The organism is Comamonas testosteroni, from assembly GCF_000761245.1.
Classification (GTDB): Bacteria; Pseudomonadota; Gammaproteobacteria; order Burkholderiales; family Burkholderiaceae_C; genus Comamonas; species Comamonas testosteroni_C.
Genome location: NZ_AWOR01000051.1, coordinates 1 through 16,183, shown reverse-complemented (window position 1 = coordinate 16,183; position 16,183 = coordinate 1). Strand labels below are relative to the sequence as shown.

General features: G+C 55.5%; 17 protein-coding genes and 1 pseudogene. All 18 read right to left on the bottom strand.

Annotated elements, in window-relative coordinates; all coding sequences use genetic code 11:
* Positions 1-100: 100 nt before the first annotated feature.
* Entirely contained in the window at positions 101-1,267 is a 1,167-nt protein-coding gene (locus P353_RS29240; protein WP_157839602.1) for a CAP domain-containing protein, read from the bottom strand.
* Positions 1,268-1,564: 297 nt separating this feature from the next.
* A complete protein-coding gene (locus tag P353_RS15240) occupies positions 1,565-3,958 on the bottom strand; it encodes a DEAD/DEAH box helicase family protein (RefSeq protein ID WP_034371090.1) in 2,394 nt (797 codons plus the stop codon).
* Between the two features lie 101 nt (positions 3,959-4,059).
* Complete coding sequence (locus P353_RS15235; RefSeq protein WP_034371087.1) at positions 4,060-4,656, bottom strand: hypothetical protein; 597 nt, start codon at positions 4,654-4,656, stop codon at positions 4,060-4,062.
* 60 nt (positions 4,657-4,716) lie between these two features.
* Positions 4,717-4,968, bottom strand: a complete 252-nt coding sequence (locus tag P353_RS15230; protein ID WP_034371084.1) for a hypothetical protein — start codon at positions 4,966-4,968, stop codon at positions 4,717-4,719.
* Positions 4,961-5,308, bottom strand: a complete 348-nt coding sequence (locus P353_RS15225) for a hypothetical protein (RefSeq protein WP_034371081.1) — start codon at positions 5,306-5,308, stop codon at positions 4,961-4,963. The genes P353_RS15230 and P353_RS15225 overlap by 8 nt, the downstream gene beginning before the upstream one ends.
* A 222-nt stretch (positions 5,309-5,530) precedes the next feature.
* Complete coding sequence (locus P353_RS15220) at positions 5,531-5,827, bottom strand: hypothetical protein (protein WP_232776537.1); 297 nt, start codon at positions 5,825-5,827, stop codon at positions 5,531-5,533.
* Positions 5,828-6,253: 426 nt separating this feature from the next.
* A complete protein-coding gene (locus P353_RS15210) occupies positions 6,254-7,381 on the bottom strand; it encodes a DUF6094 domain-containing protein (protein WP_034371075.1) in 1,128 nt (375 codons plus the stop codon).
* A gap of 76 nt (positions 7,382-7,457) precedes the next feature.
* Positions 7,458-8,018, bottom strand: coding sequence for a hypothetical protein (locus P353_RS15205; protein ID WP_034371072.1), 561 nt, complete (start codon positions 8,016-8,018; stop codon positions 7,458-7,460).
* A 101-nt stretch (positions 8,019-8,119) separates the two neighbouring features.
* Entirely contained in the window at positions 8,120-8,353 is a 234-nt protein-coding gene (locus tag P353_RS15200) for a hypothetical protein (protein WP_003054981.1), read from the bottom strand.
* Between the two features lie 213 nt (positions 8,354-8,566).
* Complete coding sequence (locus P353_RS15195; protein WP_034371069.1) at positions 8,567-8,833, bottom strand: hypothetical protein; 267 nt, start codon at positions 8,831-8,833, stop codon at positions 8,567-8,569.
* A 77-nt stretch (positions 8,834-8,910) separates the two neighbouring features.
* The gene (locus P353_RS15190) at positions 8,911-9,435 is read right to left on the bottom strand and encodes a hypothetical protein (protein WP_034371066.1); all 525 of its coding nucleotides are present in this window, start codon (positions 9,433-9,435) and stop codon (positions 8,911-8,913) included.
* Between the two features lie 365 nt (positions 9,436-9,800).
* A complete protein-coding gene (locus P353_RS15185) occupies positions 9,801-10,475 on the bottom strand; it encodes a DUF3275 family protein (protein ID WP_034371063.1) in 675 nt (224 codons plus the stop codon).
* Between the two features lie 383 nt (positions 10,476-10,858).
* Entirely contained in the window at positions 10,859-11,593 is a 735-nt protein-coding gene (locus P353_RS28170) for a DUF3577 domain-containing protein (protein ID WP_080750553.1), read from the bottom strand.
* 533 nt (positions 11,594-12,126) lie between these two features.
* Positions 12,127-13,179, bottom strand: a complete 1,053-nt coding sequence (locus P353_RS15170; protein WP_034371211.1) for an FAD-dependent oxidoreductase — start codon at positions 13,177-13,179, stop codon at positions 12,127-12,129.
* Between the two features lie 45 nt (positions 13,180-13,224).
* A complete protein-coding gene (locus P353_RS15165) occupies positions 13,225-13,575 on the bottom strand; it encodes an ArsR/SmtB family transcription factor (protein WP_034371208.1) in 351 nt (116 codons plus the stop codon).
* 85 nt (positions 13,576-13,660) lie between these two features.
* Positions 13,661-14,710, bottom strand: coding sequence for an ArsO family NAD(P)H-dependent flavin-containing monooxygenase (locus P353_RS15160; protein ID WP_034371055.1), 1,050 nt, complete (start codon positions 14,708-14,710; stop codon positions 13,661-13,663).
* A 19-nt stretch (positions 14,711-14,729) separates the two neighbouring features.
* Positions 14,730-15,914 carry an MFS transporter gene (locus P353_RS15155; RefSeq protein ID WP_034371052.1) on the bottom strand — a complete coding sequence of 395 codons (1,185 nt, stop codon included), beginning with the start codon at positions 15,912-15,914 and terminating at the stop codon, positions 14,730-14,732.
* A 9-nt stretch (positions 15,915-15,923) separates the two neighbouring features.
* Positions 15,924-16,154 (bottom strand): annotated as a pseudogene (locus P353_RS15150) (arsenical resistance protein ArsH); the annotation flags it as partial.
* Positions 16,155-16,183: the final 29 nt, after the last annotated feature.

Here is a 16,183-nt window from a genome sequence, read left to right as displayed (position 1 = left end):
GGTAACTGTTCCGCAAGTCAATATATTGGTGTCTGCTCCGCCAAAAAAGGTGCTCCTGGGTATAGATACTACCAATGGGAGGTTTGCCCGGTTGAAACTATTAAAGTCCAGATTCATGTGGTAGGTACTTGGCATACCTGCGGAGATTAAAAAAGGGAGCCGTGGGGCTCCCTTTCTTTGTCTGCTCTACTTTATTCTGCTTTCCTGTTTTGAAAGTGAAATTGGCGGTAAACGGTTTAGCATCTGCTGTCCCACTAATCGCCACAGAGTAGCTTGTATCTTCTGCCAAAGGCTGATCGGGAATAGCGAAGGCTTCAGAGTTCGCAACCAGTTTATGTACGTCATCCGCTGAATTCAGGATCTTCACAGCCACGGATGTGTTTGCTCCAACTGCCGTAATAGATGCTTTGGAAATTTCAATGCTGCCTCCAGCTGCCGACGCAAGCATGATAGGGGTTCCCATGGGCGAAGCGTTGAAATCACGAGCAGGATATGGGCTAGGAATCTCTGTTGTGAAAATTGGAGATACGCCGTCGATACCGTCGCAAGGGAAGCTGCGGATCTTACCCCCCGTGTAAACCGGAGCATTACTGCCTGCAGGCACTCCAAAGTTAACGACAGCAGCCGCATAGAACATGGTCTCACCGGGCAACTGTGTGAGATTTCCTGACGCGGAATATCCAATCCCCATTTCTGACCATTCTTTTGTAGCGCCGCTGAGATGATAAACAGTAGAGAACAAACTGTTGATCAGCGCTTGTCCCGTTGGGGCATCTTTAGATGTTTTGATACCAGACGGGCTTGTCCCTGCCAACAATGTTCCGCCGTTACTTGACCCTGCGATTTCGGCGAGCACAGAAGGCTGATAGCCAGCTGCGTTAGCGCGATTCAGCAACGTCGCACCCGTGAAATTAATGTTTCCACTGTTCTGGGTGTGTCCGATCGTGCTATTTGACTGAAGATAAATTGCATGTCCATTAGCAGCTGTGTCAAGCACTCTATTCTGCTTAATTGAGCTAAATCCGCATGTCGTGCGGAACTTATTAATCGTCAAGTAAATATCAACCTTGTTTTTTTCGGTATAGGTTGAACTCTCAATTGCCGTCGGATAGCCGCTATTAGAAGGAGGAATGACCTCGGCCGGCGGTGTAGACCCACCGTTGTTGTTGCTACCACCTCCACTGCTGCTGTCGCCGCCACCGCCACCGCCACATGCGGCGAGTACACAGGCAATTGCCACAATAGAAAGGGTGCTAGAAATCTTCATATGGAACCTCTGTTTCAAATATGGAGCCGCGCTCGATGATTCAAGTAATCGAGGGCTAAGAACTTATGGGAATCTTGGAAGAGATGCGACAGTCTGAATGGACTGTGCTTGGAACGATATGGCGTTATTTCATTGGTACTCCGCGTGGGACATATCTTGTGGGCTTCTCACAAGGGGTGACGCGAAGATTTCCAACAAAGCCTTGTGTAACTGTGCGTGACAATTGTATGTCTGTCAAGTGCCTCCAAAATAAAAAAATGACCACAAGCTGTGAAAACAGCTTGTGGTCAAAATGGGCTACATCGTCAAAAGGTCTCTCGCGAGAGCCATCTCAATGCTTTCGCCCTCGTTGTCGTTGAGAACGTCCAGTCCACTTTCAGGCATATCGCCAGAGGTGGACTGCGATACCGCGATTTTCTTGGCCATGAGGCGCAAGCATTCCATTTGTGAAGTGCCGGCGTAGCCAAGGAAGATCACGCGAACATCATGCTTCTGACCAATGCGCCAGGAGCGCCTGGCCGCCTGAAGCATCGTGTAGACGTTGAATCCCGATTGCATGAAGACGATCGTTGGGAACTCAAGCAAATCCAGACCAGTCTTCACCAGCTCAGGATTGGTGATGAGCACATCGATGCCTCGCTCTACCTGGTCCGCTACCCAGTCTTCACGCTTAGCCGCATCTACACTGGCGCGCAGCACAGCTACCTTGAACCCCCTGGCTTCGAGCAGCATGCGCAACCGGGCCGTGGTGTCGCGGGTGCCGGAGTAGATTGAATAGACCAAGACCTTGCGGCCGAGGGCTTTCTCATCCATGCAGAGCTGAATGAGCTTGGCCTCTTTCGGAGTGCATTCAACATCATCGAACAGAGCCGGTTGCATGTGCAGCAGCTCCTTGCTTCTTGGATGCCTTACCGTTTCCGAACGAAAGCAGCATTCTGGCCATGCAAGTAGCACGTTCATGACCACGCCCAACAGCGTGCTGTCCTTCATGGCCAAGGCCTGCTTCAGGATCTGCAACAATTTCCTCGACATATCGGCGTATGCCTCAGCTTGGTCATCGCGCATTTGCACGTCAACAAAGGACTCGTCATACGCCGGCAGCACCTTCTGCCCAATGTCCCGCAGCTTTAGGAATACCGTAATTGGCAGCACGTAACGCAAGATACCCACAGGGCCGAACCCTGGAGCCTTGCTTGTGCGAACAGTCACGCCTTTGCCCTTGGCTGTGCGGTGGGAAGTCGTCGAGGTCTCTTTGTAGATGTCCTTGAGCACCCCGTGCACGCGCATGAAGCCCATGGTCGCAGCAGCCATGGAGCCGGTCTTGGATGGCTTGAAGCCGTCCTCGATCAACACCCTGGGATTGACGCGCCAGAGCAGGTGAAAAAGATCATCCGCATAGCCGCCCATGAGTGTGCCCGTCAGCAACAGCACCTTTTCGCACTGACTGGCCAACACGCCCATTGCCTGACCCTGGGCTGAGCCCTCGTTCTTGTACTCGTGGCCTTCATCGACTACCAGCAAACCAAAGTAGTTGGTCGGCAGATAGCGCTTGATGAACTCCGTGGGCTGATAGCCCCCCTGCCCGATTGAAAACTCGAACGTGGCCAGGCTTCGCTCCATGCGCTTCGCCTGCTTGTCGCTGAATACCAGATCCCCGTTCTCGTCCATCAAGTTCAAGAACTCGTAGACGTTGTCCTCCAGCATCGCAGCCAGTGTTTTCTCTCCAAACTTGCTGAGCAGCCGCTTCGCAGAAACCGGGCCGATGGTTGGCATCTGCTGAAGTGCGTTGAGCACCAGGTCGGACATGGAGTCGATGGGCCGCCCATTGCGAATCAGCGTCCACAGCGTCGAGTTGCAGTGTTCGCACTTTCGCCGGCGGTCACTGAGGACCTGCTTGGCCAAGGGCACGGACATGGGCAAGGTCTCGTCGTCATCGCCCTTCGATTCGAGCGGCCGCATGCAGCAAGGGCAGCATGCAGCCACGATACGCTGGCCACCAACGAGGATGGTGCGCTCGATAAAGGACGGACGCCAATGAAACCCCATACGCATCCGCACACGGCCCAGCACGAAGAACTCCGGCTGGCTCGTTGTGATGCCCAAGCGGGCACGCATCTGCAGCAGCTTGCGCAGCGTGTCCGGGCCATTCAAGATCCAGACCCGAGCGCCGGGTACCGTGTCCAGAATCTCGCGCCGCCACTTGTAGACAAGGTGCGGCGGTGAGATCACAAGCGTGCGCGGATTGCGTCGCTGCAGCTGCTGAAGCAGCACAGACACGCAGATGGCCATCATGGTCTTGCCCGTGCCCATCTCCGCGTTCAAGACCGCAGCTGGCTCGCCTCGATCAGCCAGGAGCTTTACGATGGCCTGAACCGCTTCGGATTGCTCTTTGAATGGCTTGCGCTTCAAATTGTCGAGGATCTGCTGACGGGCCAGCCAGACCTCGGACAGTTGATCGCGCTGCGGTAGATAGACAGGCGGGTTCTGTGACCGTACCTGATCGAGCAGCCCTTGGCCAAACTCGCGTATGAAATCTCCAAGGGGCAGGGTTTCATCAATCACTTCGGCCAGAAAATCTGCGCCTTCGATCGTGCCAAGTTCATCAGCGACTTCCTGTGCCACCGTGGCTGCCTCGGCCGCAGTAGTCGATGCCTCTGTCACAGCGGGCTCAGCAACTGCCAAATCGTTCATTGTTTGCTCCAAAAAAATGAGCGCACACCCCACAAAGGAGTGCGCGCCCAACGGTTAGATGAATGAAGGTGAGAAAGGCCTCTGGCGAGGCCTTGATGGAGTTAAGGAAGGAGAACGCGGTTGCGAACGCCCGCGCTTACATGCCGAATGAAGTGATCAGAAATACTTACACGCAGCGCGCGAAGATTTCCGATCCGCGGATAGAGGCCACCCCCGAGCTCGTGGACAGCGCCCTTCTCACGACACCAGGCAATCAAGGGTGCTTGCCAGTGATCGAGCAGCGCAATGGGAGCCAAGGTTTTCACCAGGGCCCACACCTTCTCCTCGATGCCGGCGTCGACGTTGGACACGACCCAGCCAATGCGGTTGGGCTTGTCGATCTCCTGTAAGCGTTTGTCGTAGACGAACAGATGGTTCAAAGGTCCAAAGAGGTTCTGACGCGGCAAACGGCCGGTGAACTTTCCCAGGCGCTCCGCAGATCCAACCTGGACATGGTTTCGCGTTCCTTCAGGGCTCACCAACGTGAAATCCGTGATTCCGTGCTCAGTCCTGCCCAGCTCCATAGCCGCGATGAACTGCATGGCAGAAGCATCGCGCCCATAGAGCGAGAGAAACATGAGCTCGCCCTCATCGTTACGCAGGCAAGCGTCGGCCCATAGATCCGCGAAACCCTCTATTCGGTGAAGCTCTCTTTGCATGAAATGCTCCTTCTATGGAGCAGCCCACAAGGGGCGTGCCCCGCGTGGGTGGATGAAAGACTATGGATTCGGTATCCAGAGCCAGGCGGCGACGTAGGTACCGTCTTCCGCCGGCGCAACCAGCGGCAAGGCATCGATGACGCATTGGTTATCGGCGTGGATCTCCCTGGCACGGGCGATTGCATCGGCGCACTCAGCGCGATTCAGATCCTGGTTGTTTAGAAGCATGCCGAGCTGCGTGACAGCTCCGGCAAGATCGCCCGACTCCCAGGAGTTAACGACATCCCGCGCTGTTTCTTCCAGCTCATGCATGGGCAGCCACCTTTCGTTTCTCCAAGGCGTCGTAGTGCATTTCGACCTGCAGTTTGAGGTCCTCGATCTGCGTCAACGCCTGCGTATGCTGTTCGCGGACAACCTTCTCAGTCACTCGCTTAGGCTTTGAAGCCAGGAGCGTCTTGCTGAAATCGCCATCGCCGCCAAAGCCCATGACAAAGCGCTTGAAACCTCCCTCAACCAATGACACAGAGGCCGATGTGACGAGGGAGCTATTTAACTTACGTGTTAAGACGGTGAGCACACGCCGGTCGCCGAGATCAATCTCGGTGTTCCCACGGTGGCCATCACGGATGTTGTTAGAAAAAGATGTATTCATGGATCGCTCCTGGTTGAAATGGATGGAGCGAGCCCCTCCCCTGCGGGAAAGGCCCGCACGGGTGGTTGAAGAAATGCCAAGGTCTCTCGACCTGGTGCGCTTTCGTGGCTCAGCGCGCCTAAAAACCGCTTCTGATAGGTCAAACGGTTTTCCGCAGCTCACCCTACAGGTAGGCTGGGGAAAACCGGCTGCAGCCGGTTCTCGTGGGTTTAATTGGTCCTATCAGAATCCATCACTGATGCACGGCTTGCTGCTGGAAGCAAGCAGGCCAAGCGCCAGTGACAGATCGAAGGCAACCAGGTTGCGAAAAGTCCGGTCAGATTCCGTCATGCGCTCCCCGAGATGGAGCATGACGTTCTCAAGACTTGCAGATGCATCACACGCCTTGTTGAGCGCATCCAAGATCTGGGGGATCTTGGCGGGCAGCTCTGCGAGTACGGTGGCCATAGGCGCGTCCAGCAATGTCAGCCCCTGTTGATCGAGGCTGAGGATGGGTTCCAGCAGCTGGACGGTATTCATTGAGCTCGCCATTCGGATGGAAGCATCAACTTTGTCACCGACCAGTCAGCACTTGTCAGGACCCATACATACTCGCTGTTGACGAGGAATGCAGATAGTCGCTGGCCACGCGCCGCTTCCAAGTCGCGCGCAAGCATGACCAACTTCGTGTTGGCCAGCTCGCCTGGATCGCCACAGATGTGCCGCTGCAGGAGCTCGTGGGGATTGATGGTCCCCTGGCAAATTAGGTTGTCTAGGCCCAGCGTTGCTACGCATCGGCCCGGTCGAAACAGCGGTGTGTCATAGCGCTGCGCTGGTTGTGCTGGCTTCACAGCATTTTTCAAGGTCATCTCCAATCAAGTGAACGAACGAGGACGACCTTCCCCGGGAAAGTGTCCCCAGGGGGTTGCGGTTCGCTGACCGAGGCCAGCAGTGGTTAAGGAAAAGCTATGCGATGTTGACGATCCGACCCAGCCGGTGGTCGGGCGTGAACTCGATGGCATTGATGACGGGGACGAATCGGTCCAGCATCACCGTGGTTTGCGATGCTTGACCTTTCTCGTCAAAGTCAACGGACACCTTGCGCTCCTTGCGTTTGTAGGTATCCCCCTTTATCAGGAGCGTTCTGCCGCCGGCGCCGTGGATCATTCCGACCACCTGGCCAGCCGCAAGGGCAAGCGCAAGGTGCCATGGCGTCAGATCTCGCAACGGCGGTCGACAAGCGCCGCCGACCTGGCTGAACTGCGATGAAAGCCCGCTCCAAAGCAGACTCGATTCATACTTGTCCAGCTCGTCGCCGAGCTGCTCGGCATCGATCTGCACAGCGTGGAAGTCGAACTCCTGATCGACCTGCAGCGCAGGAATGACATATGGCTCCAACTCCCAGGAGTCTGGAATGACAGGGGCGCCCTCTTCCGAGGCCTGGGCCTCAGTCAGTGGCTGCAGGGCCGCCTTGGTGGCATGGGTTGCCCGGCAGCGCTTGCCAATCACAATGCATTGTCGAAACTGCTGCACTGGCGCCATGAAGATCCGCAGATCCTCAAAGTTGCGCACCAGGTAGCTGCGTATTTCGTCGTCGAGCGCGTAGTGCGGAATGATGTAGACAAGCACTCCGCCGTAGGCGAGATATGGCACAGTTTTGCGAAGAAAGGTTCGCTCCAAGCGCTCGGCCTTATCAGCCTCCGCTAACAGCGAGCGCTGGGCTGATTGATCGGCTACGCCGAAGCCATAAGGCGGATTTAGAAGCAGCAGGCCCATGCTTCTCGGCTTGAGCACCACATCGTGCACGTCCGAATGAATCACACGGTCGAGGATTCCCTTTGCATAACGCGCTCTGTCACGGTCGAGCTCGATGCCGAAGGCCTCGGCACCGCCGATTCGACCTCGATCGACGGTCAGTAGCTGCCGTAAATCGGCGAGAGCGCTGCCCTCGCCGCAGCAAGGGTCAAACATGCGTATGCCCCCCTTCTCGGGCATCTGCAGCAGGTTTGAGATCCGGCGTATGGATTCCTCGTCAGTGGGGTAGTAGCCGTTTTTGACATAGTTGTGCGCCAGGCGCGAGAACATTAAGGCCATGACAGCTCCAGAAATGGAAAAGCCAGTCTCCTTGTGGAGAGCTGGCTTGGTTAAAGAGGTGGTACTTCAGTACCGCTTAGAACGGGATCTCGTCTGGATCAAGGCCAACGCCGGTAAGCTCTTGAACCTTTCCGTAAATGTCGAGGCGCGGCAACGCGCGCTTCAAGGCTTCTCGGTAGAGAGGGTTAGAGCGTGCATGCACCGCGATGATGGACGCTGCCGACTGCTGAGCGGGTAAGTCTTGAATGCGGCGAAATGCCACGGTATCGGCAAGCGCCATCACTTCTTCTACGTCTGGCGACTGCAGCTCGTCAATCTCAGCACGCATCTCTAGGCGACGCATGATATGAAAGAGCGCCTCATGATCGAACAGCCTCTGCACGGTCGACAGCATGCTGCCGCCTTCATGCATCCATATGCCATTGACATACCGGATCTGCTCCACGGTGCGGTCCATGAGACGACACTGGAAGGCTGTCAAGCCCAGCTCAGTTGCCTTCGCAATAGCGTCCTTCGCGATATAGAGCCGGTAATTGACCTCCATATGCGTGTCGTAGACCTCGTAGCGATGCGCGGGCTCATTCTGAGTCCACAGGAGAAGCACTTTGAACGCAGCTTCATTTGCACTAATAGTCATAGAGTCCTCCAAACAAGGCTCAGGGAACTCCAGCCCATAGGGACCAAAGCCCCATAGGGAAAGAAAATGCCAGCCCTGATTTCTCAGGGACTGGCACGGGTTTAAAGGTGGTCCTTCTGCGACCAGTGACCCTTCGCCCAGGCCTTTTCAGCCTTGGCTTGGGTATTCCAAGTCTCCAGAGATTCACGAGTGAACGGGCCACGTTCGGTACAAGTACCGAGGTAGAAGCCGCCTCCACTACGCAGAACCTGCATCGGCAGAACCTCGCCACATTGAGCAGCGAGAACGCCGTAAGTCACACCAGTAGTTGCTTGCGATTGAACGATTTGCGTCATGTCTTTTCTCCTGTTAAGGGGGGAAAGGACGAGCGCGCCCGAATGGGACACGGCCCATCCGGCGTCGAGAGAGGTTGAAAACGTGAGAAACTTTCCAGATGACTGAAAAGCGTCCCCAGTTGAAGTTAATTCAAGGAACACCTCTTATCGAGGACCCCTTGGATCTAGCCCATCTTCTAGAAGTGATGGACGCACGTGATGCCCTGCCAATCCTCAGAGCGAGGATGCGACGCGGGAAGGCTGCGGCAAATTCCGCACTTGCATTAGTTGAATCAGGCTCGCCGGCAGATCATCGATCCAGTTCTGATGCTCAAAGCACATCCGAACCAGTTTGACGATCGAGCAGACTTCACCAGGCGCCACCCGCTCGCGCAATGCGAACAGCTGTGCATAGTCGTCATCGGTGCAAAGTAACAACCACTTGTTGATCAAGCGGCGGTCTTCCTTGTCCCACTCAATGACTCTCAGGGTTTGAGCCATGGTTATCTCCAAGATGCGGGGACAACCGGCCCATGGGGACGATGGTCCCCAATGGGTTTAAGAAAGCGGCTACTACGTCAGTTCATCAAAAGCTTGAAGATACCGAGCATTGCACCGTTGATGACGACCGAAAAAGTGACGAGTTTCCACGTCTGGTCGTTGATGGATCTTTGAACATCAAGAATTGATTTACTCAAATCAACTTTGACGCCCTGAATGGATTTCTCCAAGTCCATTCGGACACCTTGCATCGATTTTTCCAAATCGACCCGAGTCTCCTTGATAGACCTTTCCAAATCTGTCTTGACAGACGACATGGCAATTTCGAGGCGAGATTCAACCTCTCCTGCGTCAGTCTTCGACTGAAAGGATTTCTCAACCATGTCCAAGACCTCCTTTCGGCTTTGCTCCTGCACACGATTGTAGGCTTCGTTCAACGCATGTGCTCGATCCGCAGGGACATTGAATTCCACGAGGATTTCATACAGATTGAAGGCGGCGTATGTTGCGTCCATAAACTCCCCCCTAAAGGGAGCGGGCAACGCCTGCCCTTGAGGGCATAGTTGCCCGCAAGGGTGGAAAAAGAGAATTGCCCAGAGCATTGCTGCTTGCACATTTCAAGGGCTCAATGTGCGCGAAACCATATTGATGGTCAGATGGTTTCCCAGAAGATCCGCAATTGCTGCAGATACTCTGGGAACCCATCGGGCTCCCGGCATTGCCAGATTACAGTACCCTGGCCGCCTATAGGCTGGCCGGCTGTCACAACGGGCTCAGACAGCCAAGGAACGGCGCGGTCACGAGGCCGGCTTGGCTTTCACCGGACACGCACTATCGCAAAGCCGCTGCGCATCAGGTCGCAGCCACCCTAATTCCACCTTCCCGCTGCCTGGCTACCAGGTAGTAGGCTGATCCATAGACGCGCGTTCACGCATATGGATCAGCCCGCTGATGCGGGCGATGGGCTTTACTTTGGATGCCAAGTTTGATCTTGGAATACAAATTTATAGGAGCCCATTTGGCCGATGGCCTTGGTCTGCTCTCGCAACACCGAGCGATCGACAGTGGGATCGAGCTTCACTGGTTGAAGACCGCGGATCTGTTCCCAGTATTCTCGGAGCACTTCAGGAAGATCGGGCGTATCGACCTGACCTACATCTTCTACTGAGGACGCTTGTGCAATTGCTTGGGTTGGTTGCCCAGGGTTCCGCTTTATTCTCTCAATGCGCTCTCGCATCTGGTCACCCAACCGTGTCGACCCCTCGGTCTTCGACTCGGTACTCGGCGCGGACAACGGAGCTGACCACACAGGCGTTTGAGACGCCAGGGATGACGATTCAAGTAGTGGGTCGGGCTCGGCCAATTCGGTCTCGACAGGGGCGTCGGAGGCACTATCGAGCTGCATGTCATGCAGCGTTGCTCTCATCTCCGTGACGGCTTTTCCAAACGCAATGTACTGGTGCAGGAAGATTCGGCTGATCCACACAGTACCGTGATACTCGCCTTCTTCAAACTGATCCAGGAGTGAATCCTTGACCTTGAGTTCGCAGCACTCGTGGAATAGCTCCCCGACACAGAAATCGCCGTAGCGGCCCCCTCGAATTTGTTTGACACGCAACGTCACGTTTTCGAGCTTTATCAAGCTTTTGCTCCATCAGATTGCGGAGCACCAGTCCAACGCGGGGCCAGGCCCGCGTGGGTGAAAGAAAAACACTCCACACGCATATGCCTGTGGAGTGCTGTTTGGAATCGCCAAAGGACTTCCGATCCTTTGGGAATGAGACAGAACACACCGGTTCGAGGTGTGCGTCAACGAGTGAAGTGTGTACGGTCTATAAGTGCCTCGGCCCGTAGGGCGCGCAAGTTTCAGAGGCTCACCTGCTTCGCTAGTTGCCTAGCATCCGGTTTGAGTGATACCGGCAAACACTTGGAAAGGCTGAGAGCATAGCGCAATTCCAGGGTATTCGGGCCACAAATCACGCCCTGAATTGCTTTCGCAATTCAGGGGTGGGTGGCTACTGCTGATTACGCGTAATCATGTTCGCGTCGATCAGCATATCCGCCTTGCCGTTGATGGCCAGACGTACTGCCGTACCCGCCTGAGCGAGCTGGCTGGCGCGTAGGCGCCGAAGGTGTACGGCCCTGCGGAGCAGGAGCACGATACTGAGGTTGCTGACGTAGAGCTGGAGCTGGTGCACGTTCCTGCGATGCAGGTCCATGTGGTTGCTCATCCTGGCCGCCCTGCTCGGGATTGCCAACACCACGATCATCGTAGAACGCCTCATCGCCCTGCGGTTGACTGCCGACATGAGCAGCCTCCACATTCGACTCGGCACGTTGATACACGAGCTGACCATCGACCCTCACCGAGTTCACAAGAATCAGACGGCCCTTGATGAGGCCGGCCAGTTCCTTCTTCCCGGTGGGGCGTCCCTTCTGATCACGCTCCTCTCGTTCATACGGGTGAGCATAGAGGTCAGCTATACGGAAAGAGATCAGCACCTTGCGGCGCTCATCAACTTCCTTTTGCAGACTTTCGATGAGCTCGACGGCCTCGGCAGAGGACACGCGCAAATCGAAGTAGGTGTAGTCGGGAGAATCCGTTGCCCCACGCAGCGCACTGATAGCGCAAGCGAGGAACGGTTCAGCCTTGCGACCACGACCAGTGGGCGTAACCCAACGAACACGGGACAAATATCCAATGCCGTTAGCGTGCAGGTTGAAAAACTCACGTTGTGCAGGTGCTTGTTGTTGCTGCATGATGACTCCAAATTTCCAATGTTTGGACGGAGCACAGCCACACCTGACCGCAAGGTCTGGATGGGGCGATGATCCCCATCCGGGTTGCGAGGTAATGCTTTGACCGATCCTTGGGGGATCGGTTGACGACTCTCAAAAGCTCAGTCGTCTATGTGTGCCCAAAGGCGTTCACAGGCAGGAGAATAAACGGTAGATTTCCGCCCGTCAAACAGTGTTGACAGTTGGCGCGGCGAGTTTGCGGGCGCTGCCCTTCATTGACCATCATTCCGAGACGTGATGACCGGCCTGCTTGTACTGACCACCGGCAGCAACCGACAGCAGTCGTTCATACGTATGAAAAGCGGACGCTCAACTGAGGATTCACATCTTTAGTCCATTGCACGTTGCTCATAAGTTGGCTGCGAACCACTGGCCACAGCCATTTACATGTCGTAGAAGAATTTGGCACCTAGAGGTACAAGTGATGGCCGCGCTTTGAGCATTGTTGGGACGACTCTGCATAGAGTCGGTGTTTGGGAGACTACGATCGAGACCTAGATATTGAGATACTTGTGTATCGAGTCCATGATTTGCTCAGAATCAGGACCAACACCGCGAAGCGTTGCTGAAGCGAAATTTCTCTGCCTCGGCAATCCCACGAAGAAGATGCCTGGGTTCGAAGTGGAAACCCCATGATGTTGTTTGACGCCCTGCTGAAGATCTAAGATATCTAGTGGCTCAAACGGTTTGAGATTTGGACGAAAACCTGTCGCGAAGATGATACCGTCAATTTGATCTTCTGATCCATCTGGCCAGACTACGCCGCTGGACGTTACTCGCCCAAACATTGACTTGTGCGCAAACAGACCAGACTTGAGTGCATTTCGGTAAGTGCCGTCATCGAGTACCGGTGTACTTTGATCATTGAGCCAGCGTGTTTTTTCTAGGCCCGTCCATTTGAGCCAAGAATGGAAGTCGACTCCCAAAATCCGTTGTGGAAAGAACCGAACCTTTTCGCGTGTGGCCAGCGTTACTTTGGCTACTCGCGCAAGTTCGTAGGCGATTTGTAGCGCAGAGTTTGCGGCGCCTACGACTACAACCTTCTTCCCGACAAAAGGCTGCACATCTCGGTAGGATGAACTGTGAATTTTCATTCCCTCAAAGCTGTGGAGACCGGCAATGTTGGGAATGAAGGGACGACTAAATGCGCCAGTCGCGACAACAATTGCTCTCGTAGAGAACTCCATTCCATTTTCTGAGAGCAGTCGAAATCCACCGCTGTCCCGGTACACACGCACGATGCGAATGTTCGGCTGCACCGGCAGTTCGAAATGCTTGCTGTATTGCTCCAAGTACTTCACCACTTCGTCGCGTCGAGGGTACGCTGAGGGTGCCCCAGGAAAAGGCATTCCAGGAAGAGACGAGTACGAAGCAGGGGAAAACAGTGTGAGACTGTCGTAGTAGTGACGCCAGTTTCCCCCTGGTTTCTCCTGCTCGTCCAGTATCGTAAAGTCCAAGCCCCGCTGCTTCAGGTGCCAGCCGCAGGCAAGGCCTGCTTGGCCACCTCCAACGACGATTACATCGTGCCTTTTACTTAAATTGTTCATCTGTGCGCACATATACACATTTCATTGTAAAAAAATGGACAAGATCTACAGTGAGGTGGCGGGACAGCAGTGTGCCGCTATGCCTTGAGTATGTTTAAGAATGCCTTCCAAGCGCGCAATGATGGCTGGACCATCCACCTCGTAGAACATTTGGCGACCAACTTTGGTGGCTCGCACGATCCGTGCATCCAGCAAGACTTGCAAATGGCGCGACACAACTGATCGCTCTTGAGGAAGGTCAGCTGCAATCGCGGTCACATCCGCTCTGCCCAATTGCATGACACGCTTGAGCACAGCGACTCGTGCAGGTTCACACAGCGCTCGAAAAAAGTTGCTGTCTAGCGAGGCAATTGCGGCCTCAATCGCCTGAGTACGAATTGAAACTTCGGAGGACATAGTAGCAATCATATGTGCATAGATTTGCACATGTAAAGTTGCCTCCAACCGAGGTTGTCCTAAGAGCGCATGGACAAACAACTTTCTACGAGAGGTACTGCTCAACTTCCACGGCGGTGCTACGTGCTGTACGCATGACGCCAATGAGCGTGGCCGACGCTGGCCCGGTCCACTCACCGTAGCCCACAAGCCATAAACCAGGGACGCCATGCACCTGTGTGCCGTCTACCGTGACTCTGGATTCGTTGACAACGCCAAGAGTCTCCAGAGGCTGTAACGCAGGCCTAAAGCCGGTACACCAGATGATCGCGTCGAAGGGCTCGGTACTTCCGTCGCCCCATTGAGCCCCGTCCGCCATGAGCTTCTCAAATGAGCCGACAGAATGCAGCACGCCGCGCAGGCGTGCGTCAAGGACAGGGGGAACCATCACGATATCGCCAAAGCCGCCTGGCAGGCTCTCCGGATCTTTGCCTTCCTGCAATGCCTGCCAGCGTGCGGTAGCCCTCTCGAAGAGTACTCGCCCATCGACCTCGTCCGGTAAAAAGGCTGGAGGCTCCAGCGTAACCCAGGTCGTGGACTGCGCAACAAGCGAGACCTCCGCCAGGATCTGTGCGCCGGAGTTTCCTCCGCCGACCACCATCACCCTCTTGCCTGTGAACGGCTCAGGAGATGCGTACTGAGCTGAGTGCAACTGTTGCCCCTTGAAGGACATCAAACCCTCAACGTTGGGGACAAATGGATTTCGCCATGTTCCCGTGGCAAATACAACGGCACGCGAATGCCAGCTTCTCACTCCGGCATTGACCTGGAAGCCTTGCTCAGTAGGTTCAATGCCTGTGACGCATACCGGCCTCTCGATCTTGAGTTCGTAGCGTGCTTCGTACTTGCGAAGATAGTCAACCACATGGTCACGACTTGGATATTGCTCACCCGAAGCAGGCATTGGCCATCCCGCGATGGAACTCCAGGAAGCGGGAGAAAAAAGCCTCAGCGAGTCCCATCCATGCTGCCAGGCCCCGCCTCCGGCTTCCTCGGCATCCAGCAGCAGCACCGACAGATTGGAGCGACGCAGGAAGTACGCCACCGATAGGCCTGCTTGACCAGCTCCGACGATGATCACATCGTGAAACGCCATTGTTGACCTCCTTTTGCCTTTATTGCTGTGCATTCACACGCATGGACCACAGAGCCGCAAATGCACTGATCGCCAGCACAGAAGACAGCCACAGAGCCTGGCTGCCCCAGCTTGCGACAGCCAGCCCGAAAAGAAACGGTGACCCGGCTTGCACAATGCGTGCAGGCACCATGAGCCAGCCTTGACGCTGGCCATATCCTTGAGAGCCAAACACCTTGAGTGGCAGCGTGCCTATGGCAATCGTCAAGATGCCGTTACCCAGACCATGCAGGATGGCAAAAATGCTGGCTGCTGGTGCACCGGCAAGGCCCAGACAGACAGCGGCCAGCGGATGGGCAAGGATGGCTAGGCGAGCAGAAAGCAGTGGGTGTGCTTTCTTGAGAAAGCTGTACTCCAACACCCGACCTGCCACCTGGGCAGGCCCGACCAATGCAGCAGCAGCAATCGAAGCCGCCAAAGTTGCACCGCTGGCCTGAAGAATCTGAGGCAGGTGGGAAGCCATGGCAGTGCTGATGAACCAGGACGCTGCGAAAACGTAGGCCATCAGATAGGCAGTGCGCTTAAGACTGATGCCTGCGTTGTTTCCGCCCTGAGACTCAGCTCCAGGCGGCTTTTGTTCTTCGACCACTTCCCTCGGGTTGGGCTTGGCACGCGATAACAAGGCATTGAGCGGAAGGCCGAGCAGCAGGTGCAAAGCGGCCCAGAACATGCATACGACGCGCCAGTCGTAAAGGCCTTCCAGATAGCTGGAAAGCGGCCAGCCCACGGTGCTGGCAAAGCCAGCAAAAAGCGTGATTCCGGTAATGGCTGGGCGCGCATCCTGGCCATACAGATGCACAACACTGGCAAACGCGGCTTCGTAGAGGCCGCTGCCCATCGCCACGCCCATGAACGCCCACGCCACGAAGATATGCAGTGTCTGCGCGGCCTGGCTCAACATCAGCAAGCCACAGGCAAAAACCAGATTGCTGGCGAGAAGCACCGGCCTTCCGCCAAAGCGATCAATCAGTCGGCCCGCGATGGGGCCTACCGCCGCAGCCACCAGCAAGGCTGCAGAGAAAGCGCCGAACACCAGAGAGTACGAGGTGCTTGTCGACTGACTGATTGGCCTGGCCAGCACCGCGAGCAAGTAGTACGACGAGGTCCAGGACAGGGTCTGGGCAATCCCGAGCATGACTGTGACTTGCGTGCGGTTCAGTGCCATCTGTATCGTTTAAATGCTGCGTTGGTTGACCCGTTTGGATAGTTCCTCGGCGCTTTCACGGCGCTCGCTGTAGCGATCCACCAGGTAGTCCGAACAGTCTCGCGTCAGCAGAGTGAACTTGACCAACTCTTCCATCACGTCCACGACCCGTTCGTAATACGAAGAGGGCTTCATCCTGCCAGCCTCGTCGAACTCGGCAAATGCCTTGGCAACAGACGACTGATTCGGGATGGTGATCATGGGATCGTCTCAGAAAACGGAAAATAAAG

What these genes read in the sequence shown, in the direction of transcription:
- P353_RS15190 (WP_034371066.1), bottom strand. Translation starts at nt 9,435, where the DNA reads ATGCTCTGGGCAATTCTCTTTTTCCACCCTTGCGGGCAACTATGCCCT.
- P353_RS15220 (WP_232776537.1), bottom strand. Translation starts at nt 5,827, where the DNA reads ATGAATACCGTCCAGCTGCTGGAACCCATCCTCAGCCTCGATCAACAG.
- P353_RS15230 (WP_034371084.1), bottom strand. Translation starts at nt 4,968, where the DNA reads ATGCATGAGCTGGAAGAAACAGCGCGGGATGTCGTTAACTCCTGGGAG.
- P353_RS15155 (WP_034371052.1), bottom strand. Translation starts at nt 15,914, where the DNA reads ATGGCACTGAACCGCACGCAAGTCACAGTCATGCTCGGGATTGCCCAG.
- P353_RS15240 (WP_034371090.1), bottom strand. Translation starts at nt 3,958, where the DNA reads ATGAACGATTTGGCAGTTGCTGAGCCCGCTGTGACAGAGGCATCGACT.
- P353_RS15205 (WP_034371072.1), bottom strand. Translation starts at nt 8,018, where the DNA reads ATGACTATTAGTGCAAATGAAGCTGCGTTCAAAGTGCTTCTCCTGTGG.
- P353_RS15195 (WP_034371069.1), bottom strand. Translation starts at nt 8,833, where the DNA reads ATGGCTCAAACCCTGAGAGTCATTGAGTGGGACAAGGAAGACCGCCGC.
- P353_RS28170 (WP_080750553.1), bottom strand. Translation starts at nt 11,593, where the DNA reads ATGCAGCAACAACAAGCACCTGCACAACGTGAGTTTTTCAACCTGCAC.
- P353_RS15225 (WP_034371081.1), bottom strand. Translation starts at nt 5,308, where the DNA reads ATGAATACATCTTTTTCTAACAACATCCGTGATGGCCACCGTGGGAAC.
- P353_RS29240 (WP_157839602.1), bottom strand. Translation starts at nt 1,267, where the DNA reads ATGAAGATTTCTAGCACCCTTTCTATTGTGGCAATTGCCTGTGTACTC.
- P353_RS15200 (WP_003054981.1), bottom strand. Translation starts at nt 8,353, where the DNA reads ATGACGCAAATCGTTCAATCGCAAGCAACTACTGGTGTGACTTACGGC.
- P353_RS15160 (WP_034371055.1), bottom strand. Translation starts at nt 14,710, where the DNA reads ATGGCGTTTCACGATGTGATCATCGTCGGAGCTGGTCAAGCAGGCCTA.
- P353_RS15165 (WP_034371208.1), bottom strand. Translation starts at nt 13,575, where the DNA reads ATGTCCTCCGAAGTTTCAATTCGTACTCAGGCGATTGAGGCCGCAATT.
- P353_RS15235 (WP_034371087.1), bottom strand. Translation starts at nt 4,656, where the DNA reads ATGCAAAGAGAGCTTCACCGAATAGAGGGTTTCGCGGATCTATGGGCC.
- P353_RS15170 (WP_034371211.1), bottom strand. Translation starts at nt 13,179, where the DNA reads ATGAACAATTTAAGTAAAAGGCACGATGTAATCGTCGTTGGAGGTGGC.
- P353_RS15210 (WP_034371075.1), bottom strand. Translation starts at nt 7,381, where the DNA reads ATGGCCTTAATGTTCTCGCGCCTGGCGCACAACTATGTCAAAAACGGC.